Annotated in this window: 20 protein-coding genes; 11 read left to right on the forward strand and 9 right to left on the reverse strand. The window is 67.7% G+C overall.

The window, feature by feature from the left end; genetic code table 11:
* The first annotated feature begins 30 nt into the window (after window positions 1–30).
* The 4 genes from K7711_RS29165 (at window position 31) to K7711_RS29180 (ending at window position 5,238) form a co-directional block, all read left to right on the forward strand.
* Window positions 31–1,467, forward strand: a complete 1,437-nt coding sequence (locus K7711_RS29165; RefSeq protein WP_222972667.1) for a GuaB1 family IMP dehydrogenase-related protein — start codon at window positions 31–33, stop codon at window positions 1,465–1,467.
* 282 nt (window positions 1,468–1,749) lie between these two features.
* On the forward strand, window positions 1,750–3,204 hold the full coding sequence (locus K7711_RS29170) for a hemolysin family protein (protein ID WP_222972668.1): 1,455 nt from the start codon (window positions 1,750–1,752) through the stop codon (window positions 3,202–3,204).
* Window positions 3,197–4,261, forward strand: a complete 1,065-nt coding sequence (locus K7711_RS29175; RefSeq protein ID WP_222972669.1) for a hemolysin family protein — start codon at window positions 3,197–3,199, stop codon at window positions 4,259–4,261. The genes K7711_RS29170 and K7711_RS29175 overlap by 8 nt, the downstream gene beginning before the upstream one ends.
* An 8-nt stretch (window positions 4,262–4,269) precedes the next feature.
* Window positions 4,270–5,238, forward strand: coding sequence for a 3-methyladenine DNA glycosylase (locus K7711_RS29180; protein ID WP_235747963.1), 969 nt, complete (start codon window positions 4,270–4,272; stop codon window positions 5,236–5,238).
* Between the two features lie 59 nt (window positions 5,239–5,297).
* On the opposite strand, the gene K7711_RS29185 is transcribed toward K7711_RS29180, so the two are convergent.
* Entirely contained in the window at window positions 5,298–6,017 is a 720-nt protein-coding gene (locus K7711_RS29185) for a hypothetical protein (protein ID WP_222972670.1), read from the reverse strand.
* Between the two features lie 198 nt (window positions 6,018–6,215).
* Between K7711_RS29185 and K7711_RS29190 the strand changes: the two genes are divergently transcribed.
* Window positions 6,216–6,647, forward strand: a complete 432-nt coding sequence (locus tag K7711_RS29190) for a nitroreductase family deazaflavin-dependent oxidoreductase (RefSeq protein WP_222972671.1) — start codon at window positions 6,216–6,218, stop codon at window positions 6,645–6,647.
* Between the two features lie 125 nt (window positions 6,648–6,772).
* On the opposite strand, the gene K7711_RS29195 is transcribed toward K7711_RS29190, so the two are convergent.
* The gene (locus K7711_RS29195; protein WP_235747964.1) at window positions 6,773–7,384 is read right to left on the reverse strand and encodes a TetR/AcrR family transcriptional regulator; all 612 of its coding nucleotides are present in this window, start codon (window positions 7,382–7,384) and stop codon (window positions 6,773–6,775) included.
* Between the two features lie 127 nt (window positions 7,385–7,511).
* Here K7711_RS29195 and K7711_RS29200 point away from each other — a divergent pair, with 127 nt between their 5' ends.
* Window positions 7,512–8,534: an aldo/keto reductase gene (locus K7711_RS29200; protein ID WP_222972673.1), complete on the forward strand. Its 1,023-nt coding sequence runs from the start codon at window positions 7,512–7,514 to the stop codon at window positions 8,532–8,534.
* A gap of 273 nt (window positions 8,535–8,807) precedes the next feature.
* Here K7711_RS29200 and K7711_RS29205 read toward each other — a convergent pair whose 3' ends face one another.
* Window positions 8,808–9,950 (reverse strand): Glu/Leu/Phe/Val dehydrogenase dimerization domain-containing protein, encoded by a 1,143-nt coding sequence (locus K7711_RS29205; RefSeq protein WP_222973124.1) that lies wholly within the window; start codon window positions 9,948–9,950, stop codon window positions 8,808–8,810.
* A 357-nt stretch (window positions 9,951–10,307) separates the two neighbouring features.
* On the opposite strand from K7711_RS29205, the gene K7711_RS29210 reads away from it, so the two are divergent.
* On the forward strand, window positions 10,308–11,300 hold the full coding sequence (locus K7711_RS29210) for a LysR family transcriptional regulator (protein WP_222972674.1): 993 nt from the start codon (window positions 10,308–10,310) through the stop codon (window positions 11,298–11,300).
* 7 nt (window positions 11,301–11,307) lie between these two features.
* Here the strand turns inward: K7711_RS29210 and K7711_RS29215 are convergent, their stop codons facing one another.
* Window positions 11,308–12,132: a DUF2785 domain-containing protein gene (locus K7711_RS29215; RefSeq protein ID WP_222972675.1), complete on the reverse strand. Its 825-nt coding sequence runs from the start codon at window positions 12,130–12,132 to the stop codon at window positions 11,308–11,310.
* Between the two features lie 62 nt (window positions 12,133–12,194).
* A complete protein-coding gene (locus K7711_RS29220; RefSeq protein ID WP_222972676.1) occupies window positions 12,195–12,362 on the reverse strand; it encodes a hypothetical protein in 168 nt (55 codons plus the stop codon).
* Between the two features lie 108 nt (window positions 12,363–12,470).
* Between K7711_RS29220 and K7711_RS29225 the strand changes: the two genes are divergently transcribed.
* Window positions 12,471–13,616, forward strand: a complete 1,146-nt coding sequence (locus K7711_RS29225) for a TfoX/Sxy family DNA transformation protein (RefSeq protein WP_222972677.1) — start codon at window positions 12,471–12,473, stop codon at window positions 13,614–13,616.
* A 45-nt stretch (window positions 13,617–13,661) separates the two neighbouring features.
* On the opposite strand, the gene K7711_RS29230 is transcribed toward K7711_RS29225, so the two are convergent.
* Window positions 13,662–14,441 carry an acyl-[acyl-carrier-protein] thioesterase gene (locus tag K7711_RS29230; protein ID WP_222972678.1) on the reverse strand — a complete coding sequence of 260 codons (780 nt, stop codon included), beginning with the start codon at window positions 14,439–14,441 and terminating at the stop codon, window positions 13,662–13,664.
* Window positions 14,442–14,651: 210 nt separating this feature from the next.
* Between K7711_RS29230 and K7711_RS29235 the strand changes: the two genes are divergently transcribed.
* The 3 genes from K7711_RS29235 (at window position 14,652) to K7711_RS29245 (ending at window position 19,435) form a co-directional block, all read left to right on the forward strand.
* Window positions 14,652–16,229, forward strand: coding sequence for an LVIVD repeat-containing protein (locus K7711_RS29235; protein WP_222972679.1), 1,578 nt, complete (start codon window positions 14,652–14,654; stop codon window positions 16,227–16,229).
* Window positions 16,229–16,888 carry a DUF305 domain-containing protein gene (locus tag K7711_RS29240; RefSeq protein ID WP_222972680.1) on the forward strand — a complete coding sequence of 220 codons (660 nt, stop codon included), beginning with the start codon at window positions 16,229–16,231 and terminating at the stop codon, window positions 16,886–16,888. Before K7711_RS29235 ends, K7711_RS29240 begins: the two co-directional genes overlap by 1 nt.
* Before the next feature lie 363 nt (window positions 16,889–17,251).
* Window positions 17,252–19,435, forward strand: a complete 2,184-nt coding sequence (locus K7711_RS29245) for a malate synthase G (RefSeq protein ID WP_222972681.1) — start codon at window positions 17,252–17,254, stop codon at window positions 19,433–19,435.
* 124 nt (window positions 19,436–19,559) lie between these two features.
* Here K7711_RS29245 and K7711_RS29250 read toward each other — a convergent pair whose 3' ends face one another.
* The 3 genes from K7711_RS29250 to K7711_RS29260 all read right to left on the reverse strand — a co-directional run bounded on the left by K7711_RS29250 (window position 19,560) and on the right by K7711_RS29260 (window position 21,624).
* Window positions 19,560–19,865 carry a DUF3349 domain-containing protein gene (locus tag K7711_RS29250; RefSeq protein WP_222972682.1) on the reverse strand — a complete coding sequence of 102 codons (306 nt, stop codon included), beginning with the start codon at window positions 19,863–19,865 and terminating at the stop codon, window positions 19,560–19,562.
* Window positions 19,866–20,119: 254 nt separating this feature from the next.
* The gene (locus K7711_RS29255; protein WP_222972683.1) at window positions 20,120–20,416 is read right to left on the reverse strand and encodes a hypothetical protein; all 297 of its coding nucleotides are present in this window, start codon (window positions 20,414–20,416) and stop codon (window positions 20,120–20,122) included.
* 11 nt (window positions 20,417–20,427) lie between these two features.
* Window positions 20,428–21,624: an inorganic phosphate transporter gene (locus K7711_RS29260; protein WP_222972684.1), complete on the reverse strand. Its 1,197-nt coding sequence runs from the start codon at window positions 21,622–21,624 to the stop codon at window positions 20,428–20,430.
* Between the last annotated feature and the right edge of the window lie 88 nt (window positions 21,625–21,712).

Consider the following 21,712-nt stretch of genomic DNA (forward strand, 5'->3'; position numbering starts at 1 on the left):
CAACCCGGGAATTCCCCTACAATTGCCGGAGTGCAGTTTCTACCGGGCCATCAGCCGCCCTACGACCTGACCTACGACGACATCTTCCTCGTCCCGAATCGGACGGAAGTCACGTCCCGATTCGACGTCGACCTGTCGACCAGCGACGGGACGGGCACGACGATCCCGATCGTGGTGGCCAACATGACCGCGGTCGCCGGACGCCGGATGGCCGAGACGGTCGCCCGGCGCGGCGGCATCGTGGTTCTGCCGCAGGATCTTCCGCTCGGCGCGGCCGCGGACACGATCTCCTTCGTGAAGGCCCGCTCCCTGGTCGCCGACACCCCGGTGGTGCTGGGCCCGGATCATTCGGTCTCCGAAGCGCTGGCACTGATCCACAAGCGCGCGCACGGCGCGGTGGTGGTCGTGGAGAACGGCCGCCCGATCGGTGTGGTCACCGAGGCCTCCTGCGCCGACGTCGACCGCTTCGCGCGCCTGGGCGCCGTCGCCGAGACCGGATTCGTCACCGCCGACGCCGCCACCTCACCCCGCGAGATCTTCGAAGCCCTCGAATCCCAGCACGCGCACCTCGCCGTGCTGGTGGCCGCGGACGGCACGCTCGCCGGTGTGCTCACCCGCACCGGCGCGGTCCGCACCGGTATCTACGACCCGGCGATCGACGCGTCCGGCAAGCTGCGCATAGCGGCGGCGGTCGGCATCAACGGCGACGTCCCGGCCAAGGCGAAGGCGCTGGTCGACGCCGGCGCCGACGTGCTGGTGATGGATACCGCGCACGGCCACCAGATCAAGATGCTCGAGGCGCTGCGTTCGGTCGCCGATCTGCGTCTGGGCGTCCCGCTGGTGGCGGGCAACGTGGTCTCCGCCGAGGGCACCCGCGATCTGGCCGCGGCCGGGGCCGACATCATCAAGGTCGGCGTCGGACCCGGCGCCATGTGCACCACCCGCATGATGACCGGCGTGGGCCGCCCGCAGTTCTCCGCGGTGGCCGAGTGCGCTTCGGCGGCAAAGGATCTCGGCGTACACATCTGGGCCGACGGTGGTGTGCGGCATCCGCGCGACGTCGCTCTGGCGATCGCCGCGGGCGCGTCGAACGTGATGATCGGCTCCTGGTTCGCGGGCACCTACGAATCACCCGGCGACCTGCGCGTCGACCGCGACGGCAACGCCTACAAGGAGAGTTTCGGCATGGCGTCCAAGCGTGCGGTCGCCGCGCGCACCGTCACCGACAACGCCTTCGACCGGGCCCGCAAGGCGCTGTTCGAGGAGGGCATCTCCTCCTCGCGGATGCGCCTGGATCCCGAACGGCCGGGCGTGGAGGATCTGATCGACCACATCTGCTCGGGCGTGCGCAGCGCCTGCACCTATGCCGGGGCCCGCACGCTGGGCGAACTGCACGACAAGGCGGTGCTCGGCGTGCAGTCCGCGGCCGGATTCGCCGAGGGCCGTCCGCTCCCGTCGGGGTGGTGAGAGTCCGGCGACCGCACGATGGGCTCGGTCGCCACCGCGTGCCGCGGTGGCGACCACGGCGGCGGCTGCCGGTAGCATGAAGGTTGCCGGTCCGGGCACGAGGAAGGCCCGCGACCGGATCCGTATCCACGAACAGCTTCCGCTTGCGAAAGGAACCAGTTGTCACCCGCGTCCGAGGGCGCCACTCAGGAGGGCTCCTCTACCGAGCCGGGTGACATACCCGGCGCCCCCGTCATCGCAGCAATTCCCGGACATTCGAAACATCGGGGACGGTGTTGAGACGTGTCCGTCCTGCTCACAATTCTGAGTCTGCTGGGCTTCGTCGCGCTCACCGCCGGCACCGCCCTGTTCGTCGCCGCCGAATTCTCGCTCACCGCGCTCGAGCGCAGCACTGTCGAGGCGCATGCCCGCGGTCTCGATGGCGGCGTCCGCGGGCCCTCCGTGGTTACGCAAGCTGCCGCCTCCGGGCGTGGCGCTCCCGCCGGTGGTGATCGCCGCGCCCGCCAGGTACGTCACGCGCATCGGACCCTGTCGTTCCAGCTGTCCGGCGCGCAATTGGGCATCACCCTCACCACCCTGGTGACCGGTTATATCGCCGAACCCGTCCTGGCCCGGCTGATCGAACCGCTGTGCACCGCACTCGGCGCGAGTGCCGGTGCCGCACAAGGTATTTCGCTGGTCGTTTCGCTGGTGCTGGCCACCTCGCTGTCCATGGTCTACGGCGAGCTGGTGCCCAAGAACATCGCGATCGCGGCACCCCTGGCCACCGCGCGCCTGACCGCCATCCCGATGATCAGCTTCTCCACGTTCTTCGCCTGGCTGATCAAACTGCTCAACGGCACCGCCAACTGGGTGGTCCGGCAGCTGGGCATCGAGCCCGCCGAAGAACTGCGGTCGGCGCGTTCCCCCGAGGAATTGGGCTCGCTGGTGCGCACCTCCGCCCTGCGTGGCGCGCTGGATCTGCGCACCGCGCAGGTGGTGGGCCGGTCGCTGGAATTCGGCGAGCGCAGCGCCGAGGAGTTGATGACGCCCCGGGTGAAGATCGAGTCCCTGGATCAGGACGAGACCATCGCCGATCTGCTCGCCGCCGCGAGCCGCACGGGATTCTCCCGGTTCCCGGTGATCGACGGCGATCTGGACAACACCCTCGGCGTGGTGCACGTCAAACAGGCGTTCCTGCATCCGGTGCGGGATCGCCGTCACATCGTGCTGCGCGCGATCGCGCATCCGGTGCCGATCGTTCCGGCCAGCCTGGACGGTGACGCGGTGCTCGAACGGGTGCGCGCGGACGGTATGCAGGTGGCGCTGGTGGTGGACGAGTACGGCGGCACCGCGGGCCTGGTGACGATGGAGGACATCATCGAGGAGATCCTCGGCGATGTGCGCGACGAGCACGACGAGGAGGAACTCGACGTGCGCCGCACCTCCTCGGGCTGGAACTGCTCGGGTCTGCTGCGGATCGATGAGGTCGCCCGCACCACCGGATACGACGCACCCGAGGGCGAATACGAAACCCTCGGCGGTCTGGTGCTGACCCGGCTGGGCCGGATCCCCGAGACCGGTGACGAGGTGCTGCTACCCGATCCCGGTACCGGACAACAGAATTCGACCGGACCGCATGGCGGCAGCGGCTGGCTGGCCCGCGTGGAGCGGATGGACGGCCGGCGCATCGATCGGGTGCTGTTGCAACCGGTGGACGCCGATACGGTGGCGGAATGGGAGCTCAGCCATGGGTGATCTGTTCGGTGTGCTGCTGACGCTGGTGCTGCTGGGCTGCAACGCCTTCTTCGTCGGCGCGGAATTCGCGCTCATCTCCGCGCGCCGCGATCGGCTCGAGGCGCTGGAGGCACAGGGCAAACGCGGTGCGGTGACGGTCATCCGGGCCGGTGAGCACCTGTCGATGATGCTGGCCGCCGCACAGCTGGGCATCACCATCGCCTCCCTGCTGCTGGGCCGGATCGGCGAACCCGCCATCGCACATCTGCTGACCTACCCCTTCGATCTGGCGCACGTGCCCGAGCAGTTGCTGCATCCGATCTCGTTCGCGCTGTCGCTGTGCCTGGTGGTGATGCTGCATATGCTGCTGGGCGAGATGATCCCGAAGAACATCGCCCTGGCCGGGCCGGAACGTGTTGCGCTGCTGCTGGTTCCGGTGATGTTGATCTGGCTGCGGCTGGCCCGTCCGGTGATCACGCTCTACAACCTGGCCGCGAATCTGTCGCTGCGGGCGCTGCGGATCGAACCCAAGGACGAGCTGGACACCACCGTCTCGTCGGTGGAGCTGGCGGAGATGCTCGGCGAATCCCGTTCGGAGGGTTTGATCGACGAGGACGAGCATCGCCGGCTCACCCAGGCGCTGGGCACCACCGACCGCATCGTCGCCGATGTGATGGTGCCGCTGGCCAAGACGCGGTGTGTACCGCTGCGCGGGGACGGAACCACACTCGGCGATATCGAATCCGCGGTCGCCGAGACGGGTTTCTCGCGGTATCCGGTGCGCACGGACGACGGTTCGCTGGTCGGCTATCTGCATGTCAAGGACGTGCTGGACAAGGTGGCCGACGACGATGCGGGCCCGGCCACGCCCATCCCCCGCACCGATATCCGCCCGCTGCCGACGGTGAGTATGGGCACCACCCTGTACGAGGCGCTCGCGCGGCTGCGACGGACCAGCAGTCATCTCGGGCGCGCGGTCGACAGCCGCGGCAACACCGTGGGCATCGTCGCGCTCGAGGATCTGGTGGAGGAGTTCGTGGGCACGGTCCGCGACGGCACCCACCGGATCGCGGAATGAGGACCGCGATGAACGACCCGGTCCGCGACACCACCGCGCAGCCCGCCGTCCGTGCCGAGAAGTATTGCCGCACAGCGGAAACCCGGCTCCTGCCCGAGCCGCAGTGGCGTGCCCGCGCACAGGAGCATCGCGATCGGGTCGAGACTCTGGTCGGCCCGTATCTGCAACGCCGGGCCGCCGGGTCGAAACATCCGGTCATCGATTTCCTGTTCACCTACTACGGGCACAAACCGGCACAGTTGCGCCGCTGGCATCCGGGTTACGGTGTGGCACTGGAGAATGCGCGCGAGTACGACGGCGCGCGGGGTTACCGGGGCCGGGAGGACGGCTCGGGCCCGCCCGCCTGGAGCGCGGATCCCGCATATCTCCTGCGCCGCCGCGACACCATCGAATTCGTGGCGAACCTGTTGCACGCCACCGCCTCCCGCCCCGCCCGGCTGTCCTGTTTCGGCCTGCACGAGTGGGCGATGGTGTACCGCTCACAGGAGGTGCGTCACCAGCAGGTGCCGCTGCGCCTGGGCAGCGCGGGCACCGACGCGGTGGTGGAGTCGATGTCGTTGCGCTGCACCCACTTCGACGCCTTCCGCTTCTTCACCCCCGACGCGGTCCCCCGCAACACCGACCCCCTGACCCGCGACACCCAGGTCCTGCGCGAACAACCCGGCTGCCTGCACGCCAACATGGACCTGTACAAGTGGGCGTTCAAACTCGTCCCCCTGGTCGACTCGGCGCTGCTGCTGGACGGCTTCGAACTCGCCTGTACCGCACGCGAACTCGATATGCGCGCGAGCCCGTACGACCTGTCCGAGTACGGGTACGAGCCGATCGCCATCGAAACCCCGTCCGGGCGAGCCGATTACGTCCGGCAGCAGTCCGATGTCGCGGATCGGGCCGACGGCCTGCGCACCCGGCTGCTCACGGCGTGCCGGGAACTGCTCACCTGTCTGCCCGAGGACACTCGGCCTCGAGTGTTCTAGACGGGCTTCCAGACCGGCGCACGCTCACAATCGTGGGATCGGCCGCGCACCTGGTGATGTCATCGGAACGGATACGGCTGCGGCGTGAGCGTCAGCGAGGGTTTCCGGAACAGCTCCGGCCGCGAGTCGTACGGCGCGATCACCAACGAGATTTCCCGCAGCTCCTCCAGCGTGCGCGGCAGTCCGCCGAGCGCGCAGATCATTCGCATGGTGATCCCGTCGTCGAACTCGGCGTCGACGGTGCCGGCCGCCTCGGCAACCGCACGCATCTGGGCGGGCACCTCGTCGGGATCGTCGAGGTCGGATTCGTCCCCGGAGTGATAGAACAGGGTCTCCCCGTCGACCGCATAGCTGAAGTTGATGTGCCCGGTCATCGCGACGCTGCTGGTGGCGGCCGCGCCGCCCGTGGTGGACAGGGCCGAAACCGTCTCGACCGGCGGACGCTGCTCGAGCTGCCACAGATAGCCGGTCTCGCCCAGGTCGTCGTAGATGAACGTCCAATCGCCGACGCGCCCGGCGATGAGCACCACGGTGGGATTCAGCGGATCGATCGCGGCCCTGGCCAGTGATGCCCGATCATCGGGACTGCGGGTGGGCAGTACACACGGCCGGATGTCCTCGCGGTCGACGCCCAGCACTGCCAGCGCATCGGCGGGTTCCAGATCACGCACGAGGTGCACCAGGTGGTTCGGATCGTGTTCCTCCCCGGCGAGCGCACTGAGCCAAGTGGGACAACCGGTTTCGTCCAGTTGGTCCGGGGAGAAGTAGGGTTCGGGCATATCCGCGATGATCCGGCATCGCGTCGCTCACCGCATGTCGGCGACGATCGATGCGGCACACAGGATGAGCCGAGTCGCCACGACGCCGAACCGCACGCGCTCGCGCACCGGCAACGCCGCCGGCCGGATGACCGGGGGTTTGCTACGGCCGCTCGCCCGCCGGGAATGCGAACGATCCGCACACCGTTGGGCCTGGATATGACGAATGAGAACGTAGAGCTGAGCCCCACGGACTGGGTACAGGATCAGACGAAGACGATCCTCGAGACGGGAACCACCGCGGGCATCGAGATCGTCGGGTCGCCGATCGTGCTGCTGACGTTGCGTGGCGCGAAGACCGGCAAGCTGCGGTACACCCCGGTGATGCGGGTGGAGCACGAGGGTAGCTACGCGGTCGTCGCGTCCAAGGGCGGCGCGCCCGAGCATCCCGTCTGGTACTACAACATCAAGGCGCACCCGGAGTTCCCGCTGCAGGACGGGACCGTAACCAAGGACTATGCCGCCCGCGAGGTCGAAGGCGCCGAACGCGCCGAATGGTGGGAGCGCGCCGTCGCCGCTTACCCGCCCTACGCCGAATACCAGACCAAGACCGACCGTCTGATTCCGGTCTTCGTGCTCGACCCGAAGTAACGAGCGAATTCGCTCACGCGAATCCGGTTGCCCCACAACCGATTGCCGGTCCGGTCAGACGACCGGACCGGTTTTGCGTTCGATGGGCGGCACAGCATTCGGCGGCGCGGCCGGGTTCCGCGGTCTCATCCGCGTCGCAATCCGTCCAGCAGGATGCTCACCATGTGCTGGTTGTAGGCCAGGTCCTCGCCGGGGACGGGCTGACAGAGCAGGGCCACCGCGTGCACCAACTCGCGCGGGCCGATGTCGTCGCGGATCGCGCCGGTCGCGACCGCCGCATCGATGAGCTCGCCGAGTACCGGTTCGAGTCGTTTCAGCAGATGTCCGGCCAGGTCGTCGAATTTCGGGTCGCCCGAATGGATGGCCGTGGCGAGTCCTCGTTTGGTTCCCACGAATTCGGTGAGGCGGTACAACCACTTCGTCAATGCCTCGACCGGTTCGTGGGCGGCGGACAGGGTCGGACCGGCCGCCACGCAGACGTCGATCTCACGTTCCAGGACGGCCGCGACCAGATCGGACCGCTGCGGGAAATGCCGATACAGCGTGCCGACGCCCAGGCCCGCGCGATCGGTGATCTCCTTCGCGGGCGCGTCCACACCCGAGAGCGCGAAGACGCTCTTGGCCGCTTCGAGGAGCGCGTCGACGTTGCGCTGGGCGTCGGCCCGCCGTCGGCGGGGCGCGGGCACACCATCGGTGGCGCCGGGATCTGCACTGGTGGACGGCGTTGTATCGGTCAATTCGATCCTTCGGTTGCATAACCGGAAAGGTTTTCCGTATAGTTCCGGAATAGCTTTCCGCTTATCTCGAGGGTACGACATCCCGCCTTCGACGACCACATCCCGTCCGCTACCCCAGGAGCAATCCATGCAGTACCGCACGCTCGGCCGCACCGGCATCAGGGTGAGCCCCTACGCCCTCGGCGCCCTGATGTTCGCCACTTCCGTCGGCAATCCCGACCCGGACGACTCGGCGCGGATCATCCACCGGGCACTGGACGCCGGAATCAACTTCATCGACACCTCCGACGCCTACGGCGACTCGGAAGAGGTTGTGGGCAAAGCACTTCGGGGTCGCCGGGACGATGTCGTCCTGGCGACCAAGGTCAGCCGTCCGATCGGCCAGGACCCCAATCACCAGGGCGCCTCGCGACGCTGGATCATGACCGAGGTCGAGAACTCGTTGCGCCGCTTGCAGACCGATCACATCGACCTGTACCAGATCCACCGGCTGGACCCGGAGACCGATATCGAGGAGACCCTCTCGGCGCTGTCCGATCTGATTCGCAGCGGGAAGGTCCGCGCGATCGGATCCTCCAACACTCCGCCCTCGGACATCGTCGAGGCCCAGTGGGTCGCCGAACGGCGCGGATACGAACGATTCCGCACCGAACAGCCGGCCTATTCGATCCTGAACCGCGCCATCGAGAGCGAGGTCCTGCCGATCGCGCAACGCTACGGAATGGGCGTGGTGACCTGGGGCCCGCTCGGGCAGGGACTGCTCACCGGACGCATCCGCAAGGGGCAGGAGACCGATGTGCGCCGCGCCCGAATGCTGGGGGCGCTCACCGACGAAGGCCGCATCGAGGTGGTCGAGCAGCTCATCCCGCTCGCCGCCGAGGCGGGGCTGCCGCTGACCCATCTGGCCATGGCGTTCACCATCGCCCACCCCGGCGTGACCAGCGCCCTGCTCGGTGCCCGCACCATGGAACAGTTCGAGGGCCTGCTGACCGGATTCGAGGTCACCCTGAGCGACGACATCCTCGACCGCATCGACGAGATCGTCCCGCCCGGCACCGACGTCGGCACCCTCGACCAGGCCTACCTGCCCCCGGCCCTGCAGCGACCGCACCTGCGCCGCCGCCCGCTGAGCGAGCGCAGCGCCGCCTGAGGAGGAGGCCGAATCCCACTGCCACTCAGAGGATGACGACCAGACCGGCGAGCGCCGCCTGAGCACCGCGCCGAATCCCACTGTCACTCAGGGGATAACAACCAGACCGGCGAGCGCCACCTGAGCACCGCGCCGAATCCCACTGTCACTCAGGGGATAACAACCAGACCGGCGAGCGCCACCTGAGCACCGCGCCGAATCCCACTGTCACTCAGGGGATAACAACCAGACCGGCGAGCGCCGCCTGAGCACCGCGCCGAACCTCACTGTCGCTCAGGGGATGACGACCGGACCGGCGAGCGGCGCCGGCTCGTCGGCCCAGCGGTGGCCGGTCTCGCGCGGCGTGCGGCCGTGCTCGGTCCACTCGGACAACAGTTCCGCGACCTTGCTGTGCATGATCGTGCGCAACCGGTCGAAGGAGTTCTCCGGGTTGTCGTCGACCTCGCCGAGCAGCAGCCACCAGGCCCAGGCGACCGCGCCGGCGTTGGCGACGAAATCGGGCAGCACGGGGATGCCACGCGCGGCGAGCATGGCCTCCGCCTCCGGCGTGGTGGCGGCGTTCGCGGCCTCGACGATGATGCGGGCGGTGATGTCGTACGAGTTGTCCGGCGTGATCGCGTACGAGATCGCCGCCGGGACAAGGATATCGGCGTCCACCGACAGGATCGCGGCGCGCGGCCGCTGCTCGATGCCGTCGGGCAGGCGCGCACGATCGATCTCGCCGAAACCGTCGCGCAGATCCAGCAGCGCAGGAACGTCCAGTCCGTCGGCGCAGTACAGGGTGCCCGCGGCGTCGGCCAGCGCGGTGACCGTCATCCCGGCCTCGTGCAGGTAGTAGGCCGCGGCCCCGCCCATGGTGCCGATGCCCTGGATCGCGACGGTCGTCGCCGCGGGCGACTGCCCCCAGGAGACCGCGGCGGCGAGGCAGGCGTGCGCGACGCCGTATCCGCCGATCACGTCGCCGAGCAGAAAGCCGCCCTCGACCGCGGCGTTCAGCCCGTTGCGGACCCGTTCCAGGGTGGCGGCCGGGTCGTCGGCGCGACGAATCGCGGCGTGGTAGCTCTGGCCCAGTCCGAGCTTCTCGAAGACCTCATCGATCAGGTGCTGCGGGACGCCCAGGTCCTCGGCGGTCACCCAGTGCGCGTCGATCCACGGGCGCATGGCCTCGCAGAACCGCTCCAGCACCTCGATCGCGCGCGGGTCCTTGGGGTCGAAGTCGATTCCGCCCTTGGCGCCGCCGACCGGCAGATCGAAGGTGGCGGTCTTGTTCGCCATCCCGCGCGCCAGATCCTCCACCTCGGTCACCGTGCAACCCGCCCGCATCCGGGTGCCGCCGGTGGCCAGGCTCGATCGCAGGGTGTGCACCACGAGGTAGCCGACCGCACCGGTGACCGGATCCGTCCACTGCAGACGCATATACGGCTCGGGGCGGCGAATGACAGGAGTGACGACCGTTTCGTTCGGTAGGGCCGGAACGGTCTGCGCAGTCACGTGCGGGGTTCCCTCGATGGGTTCCTGTAGCGTCGTCACGGCGAATCGCCTCCTTCGTCCTCGTGCCCCGTACTGCCGCCCGGAGGCGGCACCGGGTCGCGTAATCTCCCGTTCCGGACGTCGTCGTCCCCTGCCGAACTTGGTGTTCGACGTGCCTCCAGCCTGGGGCTAAACCAGTTTGCCCGTCTATTTACGGTTTATTGACGGCGATATTCAGCGTTCCTTCAGAGCTCCCCGTCACCGGCTGCACGAGGGCACCGTCCCGCCTCTAGGCTCGATGTCATGGAATTGTCGCTGGCCCGTCTGCGGATGTTGCGTGAGTTGCACCGGCGCGGGACGATCACGGCGACCGCGAACGCACTGCACTACACGGTTTCGGCGGTGTCCCAGCAGCTCGCGCAGCTCGAACGTGATGTCGGCACCCGCCTGTTCGAGCGCCGCGGCCGCCGACTGCAGTTCACCGACCTCGGGGTTCTGCTCGCCGAGCACGCCGAGGAGATCCTGGCCGCGGTCGAGCGCGCTACCCAGGCGCTCGAGGAAGCCGGTGAATCGGTGGCGGCCAAACTCACCGCAGGGGTGTGGGCGTCGGTGGCCTCCGGCCTGATACCCGACGCGCTCAACACACTCGCGCGCACCCACCCGGGCATTCTGGTGCGGACCAAGGAATTGGCTCCGGAGGCGACGGCCGCGGCGGTCCGCGACGGCGCGCTGGATCTGTCCTTCGTGCTCGAATACTCGAATTACCCGATGACCTGGGACCGGGATCTCAAGCGCACGGTCATCGCGGTCGAGCGGCTGCACGCCGCGGTTCCGGCCGATGCGGTGGCGATGGCCGGGGTGACGCTGGCCGACCTGGCCGAACATCCGTGGATTCTCGCGCCCGCACGCTCGCACTTCGGGCACGCGGTCCGGCTGGCGTTCCAGTCCGCCGGGCTCGCGCCCCGGATCGACCACGAGGTGGAGGAGCAGGCGACCGCGATGGCGATGGTCGCGTCCGGACTCGGCGTCACTCTGGTGTCCGACCTCGGTCTGGCGCTGCGCCCGCCGGGAGTGGACATCCTCCCCCTCGGCGACGCGCCCACCCGCACCGTCTCGCTGGCCTACCGCACCAACACCGCGCGCCGGGCCGCCCTGCTGCTGGTCGTGGACGCGATCCGGACCGCCGCCGCCGCGAAGGGCCTGGCCGTCGACCCGGAACTGCCCGCTCCCGCCGACGAGATCTCCCCGCCCGCACCGTCCTCGTCGCAGGCCGCCGACAGCCTCGAACTCGGCTGAGGCCCGATCAGTTCAACCAGGGATACGGCATCCGGAGAATTTCGACGGTCCGCTCGGCGACGGCTTCGGCGTGCTGCGGAACGCCGCCAGCCCGCAACCCGCGGGTCAGATGCAGGTGCAGCGATTGCAGGGTGGCGAAGGTATTGGACGCCCAGGCCGGACAGGGCCCCGGCTCCGCTCCGGCGAACGCGTCCTCCAGCACCTCGAACCACTCCAGCGCCTGCGCGCTCGTGAGTGTGGGAGTGCGCAGGACGGTGGTGACAGCGCGGGCCAGGCGGGCGTCCTCGAGTTGGCCGTACCGGTAGTCCGTGTCCTTCGCGGCCATCCGCTGTGCGCACAGGCGCAGGATGTCCGGAGCGCGGGCGGGCAGCGCCTCGGCGAAGGCGACCGCGGCGTCCGCGCCGTGGGCGACCGCGTGCAGCCAGCCCAGTGCGGGGTCGTGGCCGCGGACGTCGCGTTCGCAGGGGTACCAGTGCGCGAAGGATTGGTACCAGCGTTCGACGGCGTCGTCGGGAAACGTGATACCGCGAGCCAGGACGACTCGAAACACCAAGGCGGCGAAGGATCGAGCCTGGATCGCGGGATGGTCGGTCAGACGCCCGGCCATCAGTTCGCCGAGGCGGCCGAGTTCGGAATCCAGCACACCACGCCGCCCCCACACCGAGACGGCGGTGTACCCGAGATCATCCCGCACCACCGGATCCGGGTCTGTCAGCATTTCCACCAGGACATCGGCCAACCGGGGCGCGTCGATCCCCTCGGGCACCGGCCAATCGGCGTTCGCCGCTGCCTGCCAATCGATTCCGCCGATACCGACGTTCGTATTCCCCACTCGGCGATGATAGGCCCGCCCAGCCGTCGGTTCGTTCCGCGAGCGGACTGCGGCGACCGCGCTCAGGCGCCCTTCGCGAACCGCAGGTAGAACGCACCGAAGATGAGAACGATCCCGATGTTGACCATGAGGCGCGCCCAGAAGTGGTTCCGGAACAACAGGATGTCCACTCCGACGATGACCACGATCATCGCAAGCACGTAGACCACGATGGTCACCTGCCTTCCCATACCCCTGGTTCTACACCCGTGCTCGCCGCGAGGTGACCGGATCGGCGGTTCGCCACGATCCGGAAAATCGCTTGTCCCCGAGAGTTCGCTGTGGCGTCATGGATGGCGATGAAGCAGCAACGACCGGACACCGCGCGATCCCTCGCCGACGGGCTCAAACTGCATCGGCATCCGATGCGGGCGCACGATCGCGTCCGCACCGTGATCACGCTGCGGCCCGGGACGCGAGTCCGGTTCAGCACCAATCGTTTTCACGACACCTGGCATGTGCTCTCGGACGATCACGGCGCACGCCTGCTGGCGCGGCTGCTGTGGGGTCTGTCCTATCAGGCCCGGCCGGGCACGGTCGTGCTGATCGATCGCCCGTTCCTGCGGCCGACCCCGTTCGACGCCGATCCGGCCGATCCGATCGTGCTGGTTCCAGGTTGGTGCACCACGTTGGACGAGCAGTCGGCCCGAACTCTGAAAAGCCGCCTGCCCCTGGCGAATCCGGCGGGAACCGTGCGCTGGCGGTCCTTCGGACTGGACCGGACGCTCGAGCCCGTGACACTGGACGCCTGGTGGGACACCTGGTGGGATCGGCACCGGCACCGGCCGGACAGCGGCGACGTCACCCGCCGCGCCGGACTGCTCGTCCTGACCACCGACACACCCGACCAAGCCCGCGCATGGGCGCTACAGGCCGCGCGCCTGGATACCGCGAATGCCTACGGCACCGATCACGCCTACCTGGCCGGATACGACGGCGAGATCCAGATCTTCCGGCGATTCGGCCCGATGGTGAACGTCGCCGTTCAGGCCCGCGCACAGGTGCTGTCCGATGCCGAGGCTCCGACGGACCCCGACGAACTGCGAGCCGCGGTCTGGGATGAGGCCGAAATCGTCAGGGGCGAAGGACATTTGCGAATTCGGGTCTTTCGTGACGGAAACTGGACGCTCGGCTACCAGGCCGCGGACATACTGGCCCGTGCGGATGTGCACTCACTGGAGGATCTGGCGACGGTCGGCGCGGTCGAAACCTATCGCCGCCTGCGCGCGACAGGCGTCCACGGGCTGTGCCCGCGCATGCTGTGGGCGATGGAAGGCGCGCTGATCCATCGCGACTGGCGCAGCGTCCCGATCGAACGCCGCCGCGAACTGCTCGCCGAACTCGGCGAGGAGCCATCGCGGCCGCGCCCGCGCCGACGATCTCGCTCCGGCCGAATTCCGCACCGTCACCGCGCTACCGCACCGAGGATGTTCCGCACCGACTGATTTCACCGATACGGTCGAACCCGCCGGATCGATGCGCCGCAGCACTCAGGACGACTGAACGGACTCGATCCGCGCCAACGTCCGCGCACTGCCGTCGACCTCGAGTTGCACCTGCAACGCGCCGTTGCCCTGCCAGGTGCGGATCAGCACGTCGTCATCGGCCATGACCGGACCGGCGTGTTCGAGGACGACCCGAAACGGCGAGGTCCGCGGGAACCGCGCCAACGCCTCCTCGATCGCCTCCCAGTGCACCGCATTGTTGACATGTCCGTAGCGGTCCACGTCGGTCACCCGCAGCGGGAACTGCCAGCGTTGGCCGTCGCCGTCGGTGCGTTCGGTGAGCGCGGCCCGCCAGCGCAGTCGATGTTCCGTGGTCGCCTCGAGCATCGGCGCCATGAAGCGGTCGCTCATCCGGGCGGGACGTCCGGCCTCGAGGTCGACGTGGATGAGGAACATCTCGGCCTCGATCAGCCCGCCGTTCTCGCTGCGCACCTGGATGCGCATGTTGCACCACCGGTTCGAGAGTGCGGACGGCCACCGTCGCAGATGCACCCGATCACCGAATCCGATCGGCGCGAGCATATCGATCACGGTGCGTCGCACGATCCACCCTTGATGCAGATTCCCCTCGTCCACTGCTTGCAGGTGGTCGTATCCGACATCCTGCAGGTACCGCGCCACCGCATCGAGCCGCAATCGCGCCTCGCCATCGGTGTCCCCCAGCCGTACCGGCCACTCCGTGTGGAACGCCCGGCGCTCATCCGCACAAGGCGGCAGTGGAAATGCGATCTCCGTGGACCGATCGACGGCATCAGTGGTGCTCATGAACGCTCCTTTCGCAGGTCACAGGCGAGCCTACCGACCGAACCCGCCCAGACCCGGCAGGACCCCACAAAGCTGGAACGTGCCCGTCGCATTCCGGAAAACGAACCTACTGGCCAGTTATGTGAGTTACCGTTCCGGATTACCGATGTGAGTGCCGATTCTGCACCCGCACAACGGTGTGACACCGGTTGAGAGGTTGGGGGTTCCGCGATGAGGCGGTTCACGGGAATTCGGCGGTCCAAACCGGTTCTGGTGGTGCTGGCCGCACTGCTCGCGGCGGCGACACTGCCGCTGGGCGGGGCGTCGGCCGATCTGCAATCCGATATCGCCTCGCAGGTCCAGCAATTCCTCGACGTCGGTACGACATCGGTCCCGCGCGCCAACTGCGGACCGGGCTCGCTGCCGGAAACCGGTATGCAGGGCGACGTTTCGGCCGCGGACCGCAACAGCGGCCGCAGCAAACAGGGCTATCGCTGCAACATCTCGATGGTCGGCGGCTACACCGGACGCGGCGCGGGCATCACCTCCACCACCTTCGAGCACTGCTCCTACACCGGCTCGTTCTTCCCCGGCAACATCCTGGGCCCGGCACAGGGCGTGCAGGTGCTGGACGTGGCGGATCCGGCGCATCCGGCGCTGACCGCCACGCTCACCGAACCGGCGATGCTGGCGGGCACCTGGGAGAGCCTGAAGGTCAACGTCGCGCGAAAGCTGTTGGTGGGCACCGGCGTTCCGCTCCTGGAGGGCGCGGGACTGCTGTCGGTCTACGACATCTCCGACTGCGCGCATCCGCGCCTGCTCAATCCCGGTCCGGGCAGCAATCTCGCGATGCCGCTCCCCATCACGACGCACGAGGGCGGTTTCTCCCCCGACGGCCGCACCTACTGGGCCTCGGGTATCGCGCCCGGCTTCGTCAGCGCCGTCGATCTCACCGATCCGACCAATCCGCATGTGATCTGGCAGGGCATGACCGGTATCGAGGCGCACGGGTTCGGGATCAGCCCGGACGGCAACCGGATGTATCTGTCGGCACTGGCCGGATTCACCGTGCTCGATATCAGCGCGGTCCAGCGACGCGATCCGAACCCGCAGGTTAACCACATCGGCCGGGTGTTCTGGACGGACGGCTGGGCCACCCAGCACAGCATTCCGGTCACCTACGGCGGCAAACCGTATCTGTTCACCGTCGACGAGGCGGGCGCGGGCGGGGTGAAACTCGTGGACATCTCCGATGAGCGGAATCCCCGCGTGGTCGACAAGATCAAACTGGAGATCAACCTGCCCGACCATCTGGACAGCCAGTTGGCCTCCTCGATGGGCGGTTCGGTGTTCTCCTACGATCCGCACTACTGCGCGGCCGACCGGCCGGACAATCCGACCGCGCTGGCCTGCGGCTGGGAGTCCTCGGGGATCCGGGTGTTCGACGTGCGAGATCCGTTCCACGCCCGCGAGATCGCCTACTACAACCCGCCCGCGCGCACCGGCCAGAACCTGGATCTGTGGAACTCTCCGCATGCGCTCGCCTCGCTCATCGGACCGCCGGCGCTGGAAGGCTTCTCGATGGCCCGCGCGGTGCTGGACGGGAAATTCGATCCGGCCCAGGCGCTTTCGCCGCGATCGGGGATGCTGGCCTTCGGCGATGTGTCCACGGACTGGTGTTTCGCCCCGCCGGAATGGCACGGCAGTCAGCTGTGGACCACCTGTAACGACAACGGCTTCATGGTCCTGCAACTGGACAACAGCGTGTATTCGCCGCCCGCGAACCAGCATTCGATCGTGGGGTCCTGATGGGCGGTCGGGCCTACCGCATCGCCGCCTATGCGGCTACGGCGCTGATCCTGCTGGTCATCGGCGCCGCGCTGCGCCCGGTGATCCTGCCCGAACATCCCCGTCCCGCACCGATTCTCAACGCTGTCGAAATCGGGTTCGCCCAGGATATGACCGCGCACCACGAGCAGGCGCTGTTCATTGTGCAGCGCCTGGATCCCGGCGTGGACCCGACGGTGTTGCGGCTCGCGCGGCAGATCGATCAGTCCCAGCGCATGGAGATCGGCACCATGCTGGGCTGGCTGCGGCTGGCCGGCGCCTCCCCCATGTCCGACCGTCCGATGGCCTGGATGCATACCGAAACCACTGCCGCACCAGCACATTCCGGTATGTCGATGACCACCGCGAGCATTCCCGCCGCGATCACCATGCCCGGCATGGCCTCCCAGGCCCAACTCGACGCCCTGGCCGCTGCCCGCGGCAACGACGCCGCGGTTCTGTTCCTGCAGTTGATGTATCGCCATCATCTCGGCGGCATCACCATGGCGCGCGCGGCCGACCGGGCGCTGAGCTCCGGCCCGGTCAAGGAGCAGGCCCGAGCGATGCTCACCGCCCAGAGCCAGGAAGCCGGAATCATCGCGCTCATGCTGCAACAACTCGGCGCCGAACCACTGCCCTGACCCGGAGTACCTCAGCCCCCGAAGACGACTCTGCCCGCCGGATTTCCGGCGGGCAGAGTCGTGACGGGTTAAACCGGCGGAAAGCCGGAAGACCCCGTGGAGAACCAATTCCAGAACGCGGACGCGTGTGCCAGAAGCACACTCACCATATCGATGGCGGTACTGCCCATCAAACTTCCTAACATCGGGTCGTCGGTTTGCGCTGCCCATGGTAACGGAAAGGTCACAACCGCCCCTCTCAGCAGCGGCAAGGGCGACGGCCGCGGAGCGGACCCGAATGGGGTAGGTACCGACGAGCTATTACCGCCGAGTAACATGACGGTCGTACTTTTTCCATCCGGCTTTCTCGAAATGAGGCAGTAGATGACAGAGCGGATTCAGGTCGGCGGGCTTCAGGTGGCAGGTGTTCTGCACGACTTCGTGCAGAACGAGGCGCTCCCCGGCACCGGTGTGGATTCCGCCGCGTTCTGGACCGGTGCCGAGCAGGTCATCAACGACCTCGCCCCGCGCAACCGTGCCCTGCTGGCCGAACGCGACGAGATCCAGGGCAAGCTCGACGCCTGGCACGCCGAGAACCCCGGCGCCGGGTACGACAAGACGGCCTACAAGCAGTTCCTGACCGAGATCGGATATCTGCGTCCCGAGCCGGCCGACTTCGCCATCGGCACGCAGAACGTGGACGACGAGATCGCCACCACCGCGGGCCCGCAGCTGGTGGTGCCGGTGATGAACGCGCGTTTCGCGATCAACGCCGCCAACGCGCGCTGGGGTTCGCTCTACGACGCGCTGTACGGCACCGACGCCATCCCCGAGATCGGCGGCGCGGAGAAGGGCTCGGGCTACAACAAGGTCCGCGGTGACAAGGTCATCGAGTGGGCGCGCAACTTCCTCGACGACGCGGTGCCGCTGATCACCGGCTCGCACATCGGCTCGCAGGCGTACAAGATCGTCGACGGCGAACTCGAAGTGACCCTCGAGGACGGCACCGACATCGGCCTGGCCGACGCCTCGGCCCTGGTCGGCTACCTGGGCACCCCCGAATCGCCGACCTCGATCCTGTTGCGCCACAACGGCTTGCACATCGACATCCAGATCGACCCGTCCTCCCCGATCGGCAGCACCGACACCGCCGGGGTCAAGGACGTGGTGCTCGAGTCCGCGGTCACCACGATCATGGACTTCGAGGATTCGGTCGCCGCGGTCGACGCCGAGGACAAGGTGCTCGGCTACACCAACTGGCTGGGCCTGATGAAGGGCGATCTGGCCGAAGAGGTCGCCAAGGGCGGCAAGACCTTCACCCGCACCATGAACCCGGACCGCGTCTACACCGGCCTGGACGGCAAGGACGTTGTGCTGCACGGCCGCTCGCTGCTGTTCGTGCGCAACGTCGGACACCTGATGACCAGCGACGCGATCCTGGACGCGAACGGCGACGAGGTGCCCGAGGGCATCCTGGACGCGCTGTTCACCTCCCTGACCGCGATGCACAGTCTGCGCGGCGAGGCCAAGGTCTCCAACTCGCGCACCGGTTCGGTCTACATCGTCAAGCCGAAGATGCACGGCCCGGACGAGGTGGCCTTCGCCAACGAGCTGTTCGGCCGCGTCGAGGGTGTGCTGGGCCTGCCCGCCAACACCCTCAAGGTCGGCATCATGGACGAGGAGCGCCGCACCACGGTCAACCTGAAGGCGTGTATCGATGCCGCACGCGATCGCGTGGTGTTCATCAACACCGGCTTCCTGGACCGCACCGGCGACGAGATCCACACCTCCATGGTGGCCGGGCCGATGGTCCGCAAGGCCGATATGAAGAAGCAGCAGTGGATCGCCTCCTATGAGGACTGGAACGTCGACACCGGCCTGAGCGCCGCGCTGCCGCACAAGGCCCAGATCGGCAAGGGCATGTGGGCGATGCCGGATCTGATGCACGACATGCTCGAGCAGAAGATCGGCCACCCGCGCTCGGGCGCGACCACCGCGTGGGTGCCCTCGCCGACCGCGGCCACCCTGCACGCGACGCACTACCACCAGGTGGACGTGTTCAAGCGGCAGGCCGAGATCGCCCGCGGCGGCGCGCGTGCCACCGTCGATCAGATCCTGGAGATCCCGCTGTCCGCGAACCCGCACTGGTCCGCCGACGAGATCGCCAACGAGCTGGACAACAACTCGCAGTCCATCCTCGGTTACGTGGTCCGCTGGATCGATCAGGGCGTCGGCTGCTCCAAGGTGCCGGACATCAACGATGTCGCGCTGATGGAAGACCGTGCGACCCTGCGTATTTCGAGCCAGCTGATGGCGAACTGGCTGCGGCACGGCATCGTCACCGCCGAACAGGTCGTGGCCAGCCTGGAGCGGATGGCGCCGGTCGTGGACCGGCAGAACGCCGGAGACGCGAGCTACCGGCCGATGGCTCCGGACTTCGCCGGCAGCGTCGCATTCCAGGCCGCGAAGGAGCTCATTCTCGAGGGCTGTGACCAGCCCAACGGGTACACCGAGCCGATCCTGCACCGTCGTCGTCGCGAGGCCAAGGCGCTGGCCGCCAAGGGCTGAGTCTCGAAACGGGCACCGATCCCAGCCACAGCAGGGACACGACCCCGCAGATCCCCCGGCCGAACCTCGTTCGGCCGGGGGATCATTGGTTTCCGGGGGAAGGCGTGGGGATGGGGAGTGAACGTTACTTCTCGGACCAGTCGTCGTCGACCGGCCAGCCGTTGGCGACCAGGTGCGAACGCACGCGGTCCAGGTCCGATTCGCGGGGCAGTTCGTCGGTGATCTCGCTGATCGCGACTCCGGCGTCGACCCGATCGGCGGGCAGGGCGCCGGCCTCGATGAGGGCGTCGGTCACCTGACGGATCTCTTCCTTCGTCAGACGCCGGGCCAGCAGAGCCAGCAACGGAATGTAGTCGTGCTCCGGAACGCCGTGCGGGTAACCCTCCCGCAACCACTCGACGACTTTGCTCAGTACCTCGGACAAGGCCATGTTCCACCAGTTCTGTCGGGCCGGGGACGGATATCGCTTCGCCTGGTCCGTGCCCGGCCGCCCGCGGCACGGCAGGGACGGGCAACTCCGCTGTCATCGTCGTGCCGCGGCCACGTGAGCGCAAGCCGGGCGGTTGCCGTGCGCCACCCGAACAGACGAGTTGGGCCGGGGCACACCGCGAACGGTGTGCCCCGGCCGGCCGGAACGACAGACTCATCGAACGCCGAGCGAGGTCGAACCCGCTCGGCGGGCGCTCATCCCTTCTTCGGGGGCTTCGCGCCGAACAGTTGGACGTCGAAGGTATGACTGATGAAATCCTTTGCGACGTAAAGGATTCCGAGGAGCACCGCGATCGTCACGACCGCGAAGCACACGTACGCGACCGCCTGGAAGACGGTGTTGCGGCCGCTGGGCGCTCCGTTCGCGGTGGCGGTCTCCATCGACCAGAACCGCACCCCGACCGAGAAGATCAGCGGAATTCCCACACCGAGGACCAGCGCGATCAACATCACCTCGCCGAGCGAGGTCGCAATGGCACTTACTGTATGCATCAGAACCCTCCTCAGGCGGCCGTGGTGGCCTTGTCGGCGGTGGCGACGTCGGACGGCGGGGTGAGCCCGCCCTCCCAGTCCTCGTTGACATTGCTGGTGTCGACCTTGTTCTTCCGCGAACGCAGGTAGATGTAACCCGATGCGGCGACCAGGATCACCGCGTCGATCACCACACCACCCAGTCCGGGGACCAGGTCGGTGATGCCCCAGCACACCGCGCCGACGATGGCAGCCAACGGCAGGGTGATCACCCAGGCGACGGCCATCCGGCCGAGCACGCCCCAGCGCACTTCCGCACCCGGCTTACCCAGGCCGGTGCCCAGGATGGAACCGGTCGCGGCGTGCGTGGTGGACAGCGGCAGACCGAACTGCGCCGAGGTCAGGATGATTGCCGCCGAGGATGTCTCGGCCGCGAATCCCTGCGGTGCGTCGATCTCCACCAGACCCTTGCCCAGGGTGCGGATGATTCGCCAGCCCCCCAGGTAGGTACCCAGCGCGATGGCCAGCGCACAGCAGATCTTGACCCACAGCGGGATATCCTGGCTGTTGTTGGCGGAGCCGTACGCGACCAGGGCCATGAAGATCACGCCCATGGTCTTCTGCGCGTCGTTGGTGCCGTGTGCCAGCGAAACCAGTGCGGCCGAGCCGATCTGGCCGATCCGGAAGCTCTTGCGCACCTTGACCTCGTCCGAGGCCTTGGTCAGCCGGTAGACGATGTAGGTACCGATACCGGCGACGATCGCCGCGACGACCGGTGCCAGCAGGGCCGGAACGACGACCTTGTTGATCAGGCCGGTTTTCTCGTTGCCGGTCCAGATCACCCCGGACACACCGAGAGCGGCCATCGCGGAACCGATCAACCCGCCGAACAGCGCGTGCGTGGAACTGGACGGGATACCGAACAGCCACGTGATCAGGTTCCACAGGATGCCACCGACCAGGCCGGCGAACACGATCTGCAACAACGCCATGCCATGGACATGGTCGATCCGTAGCAATCCGGACGAGACTGTCTTGGCCACCTCCACCGAGAGGAACGCGCCGACCAAATTCAGCGCACCGGACATCGCTACGGCCGTACGTGGACCCAACGCACCCGTGGCGATGGACGTCGCCATCGCATTCGCGGTGTCGTGGAAGCCGTTCGTGAAATCGAACGCCAACGCCGTAACTATAACTATCAGAAGGACAATGAGTTCTGCGCTCACTTGAACAGTTTCATCCTGGCTAGTCCCACTCACCACCGCACGGGCAGCTGTTCATCTGACGTTCAGCTGAACATTCACTACTGGTGAT

The sequence above is a fragment of the Nocardia coffeae genome, from assembly GCF_019890715.1.
Classification (GTDB): Bacteria; Actinomycetota; Actinomycetes; order Mycobacteriales; family Mycobacteriaceae; genus Nocardia; species Nocardia jiangxiensis.

What these genes read in the sequence shown, in the direction of transcription:
- K7711_RS29230 (WP_222972678.1), bottom strand. Translation starts at nt 14,441, where the DNA reads ATGAGCACCACTGATGCCGTCGATCGGTCCACGGAGATCGCATTTCCA.
- K7711_RS29240 (WP_222972680.1), top strand. Translation starts at nt 16,229, where the DNA reads ATGGGCGGTCGGGCCTACCGCATCGCCGCCTATGCGGCTACGGCGCTG.
- K7711_RS29175 (WP_222972669.1), top strand. Translation starts at nt 3,197, where the DNA reads ATGGGTGATCTGTTCGGTGTGCTGCTGACGCTGGTGCTGCTGGGCTGC.
- K7711_RS29200 (WP_222972673.1), top strand. Translation starts at nt 7,512, where the DNA reads ATGCAGTACCGCACGCTCGGCCGCACCGGCATCAGGGTGAGCCCCTAC.
- K7711_RS29185 (WP_222972670.1), bottom strand. Translation starts at nt 6,017, where the DNA reads ATGCCCGAACCCTACTTCTCCCCGGACCAACTGGACGAAACCGGTTGT.
- K7711_RS29250 (WP_222972682.1), bottom strand. Translation starts at nt 19,865, where the DNA reads ATGGCCTTGTCCGAGGTACTGAGCAAAGTCGTCGAGTGGTTGCGGGAG.
- K7711_RS29190 (WP_222972671.1), top strand. Translation starts at nt 6,216, where the DNA reads ATGACGAATGAGAACGTAGAGCTGAGCCCCACGGACTGGGTACAGGAT.
- K7711_RS29220 (WP_222972676.1), bottom strand. Translation starts at nt 12,362, where the DNA reads ATGGGAAGGCAGGTGACCATCGTGGTCTACGTGCTTGCGATGATCGTG.
- K7711_RS29210 (WP_222972674.1), top strand. Translation starts at nt 10,308, where the DNA reads ATGGAATTGTCGCTGGCCCGTCTGCGGATGTTGCGTGAGTTGCACCGG.
- K7711_RS29255 (WP_222972683.1), bottom strand. Translation starts at nt 20,416, where the DNA reads ATGCATACAGTAAGTGCCATTGCGACCTCGCTCGGCGAGGTGATGTTG.
- K7711_RS29235 (WP_222972679.1), top strand. Translation starts at nt 14,652, where the DNA reads ATGAGGCGGTTCACGGGAATTCGGCGGTCCAAACCGGTTCTGGTGGTG.
- K7711_RS29180 (WP_235747963.1), top strand. Translation starts at nt 4,270, where the DNA reads ATGAACGACCCGGTCCGCGACACCACCGCGCAGCCCGCCGTCCGTGCC.
- K7711_RS29205 (WP_222973124.1), bottom strand. Translation starts at nt 9,950, where the DNA reads ATGCGTCTGCAGTGGACGGATCCGGTCACCGGTGCGGTCGGCTACCTC.
- K7711_RS29245 (WP_222972681.1), top strand. Translation starts at nt 17,252, where the DNA reads ATGACAGAGCGGATTCAGGTCGGCGGGCTTCAGGTGGCAGGTGTTCTG.
- K7711_RS29225 (WP_222972677.1), top strand. Translation starts at nt 12,471, where the DNA reads ATGAAGCAGCAACGACCGGACACCGCGCGATCCCTCGCCGACGGGCTC.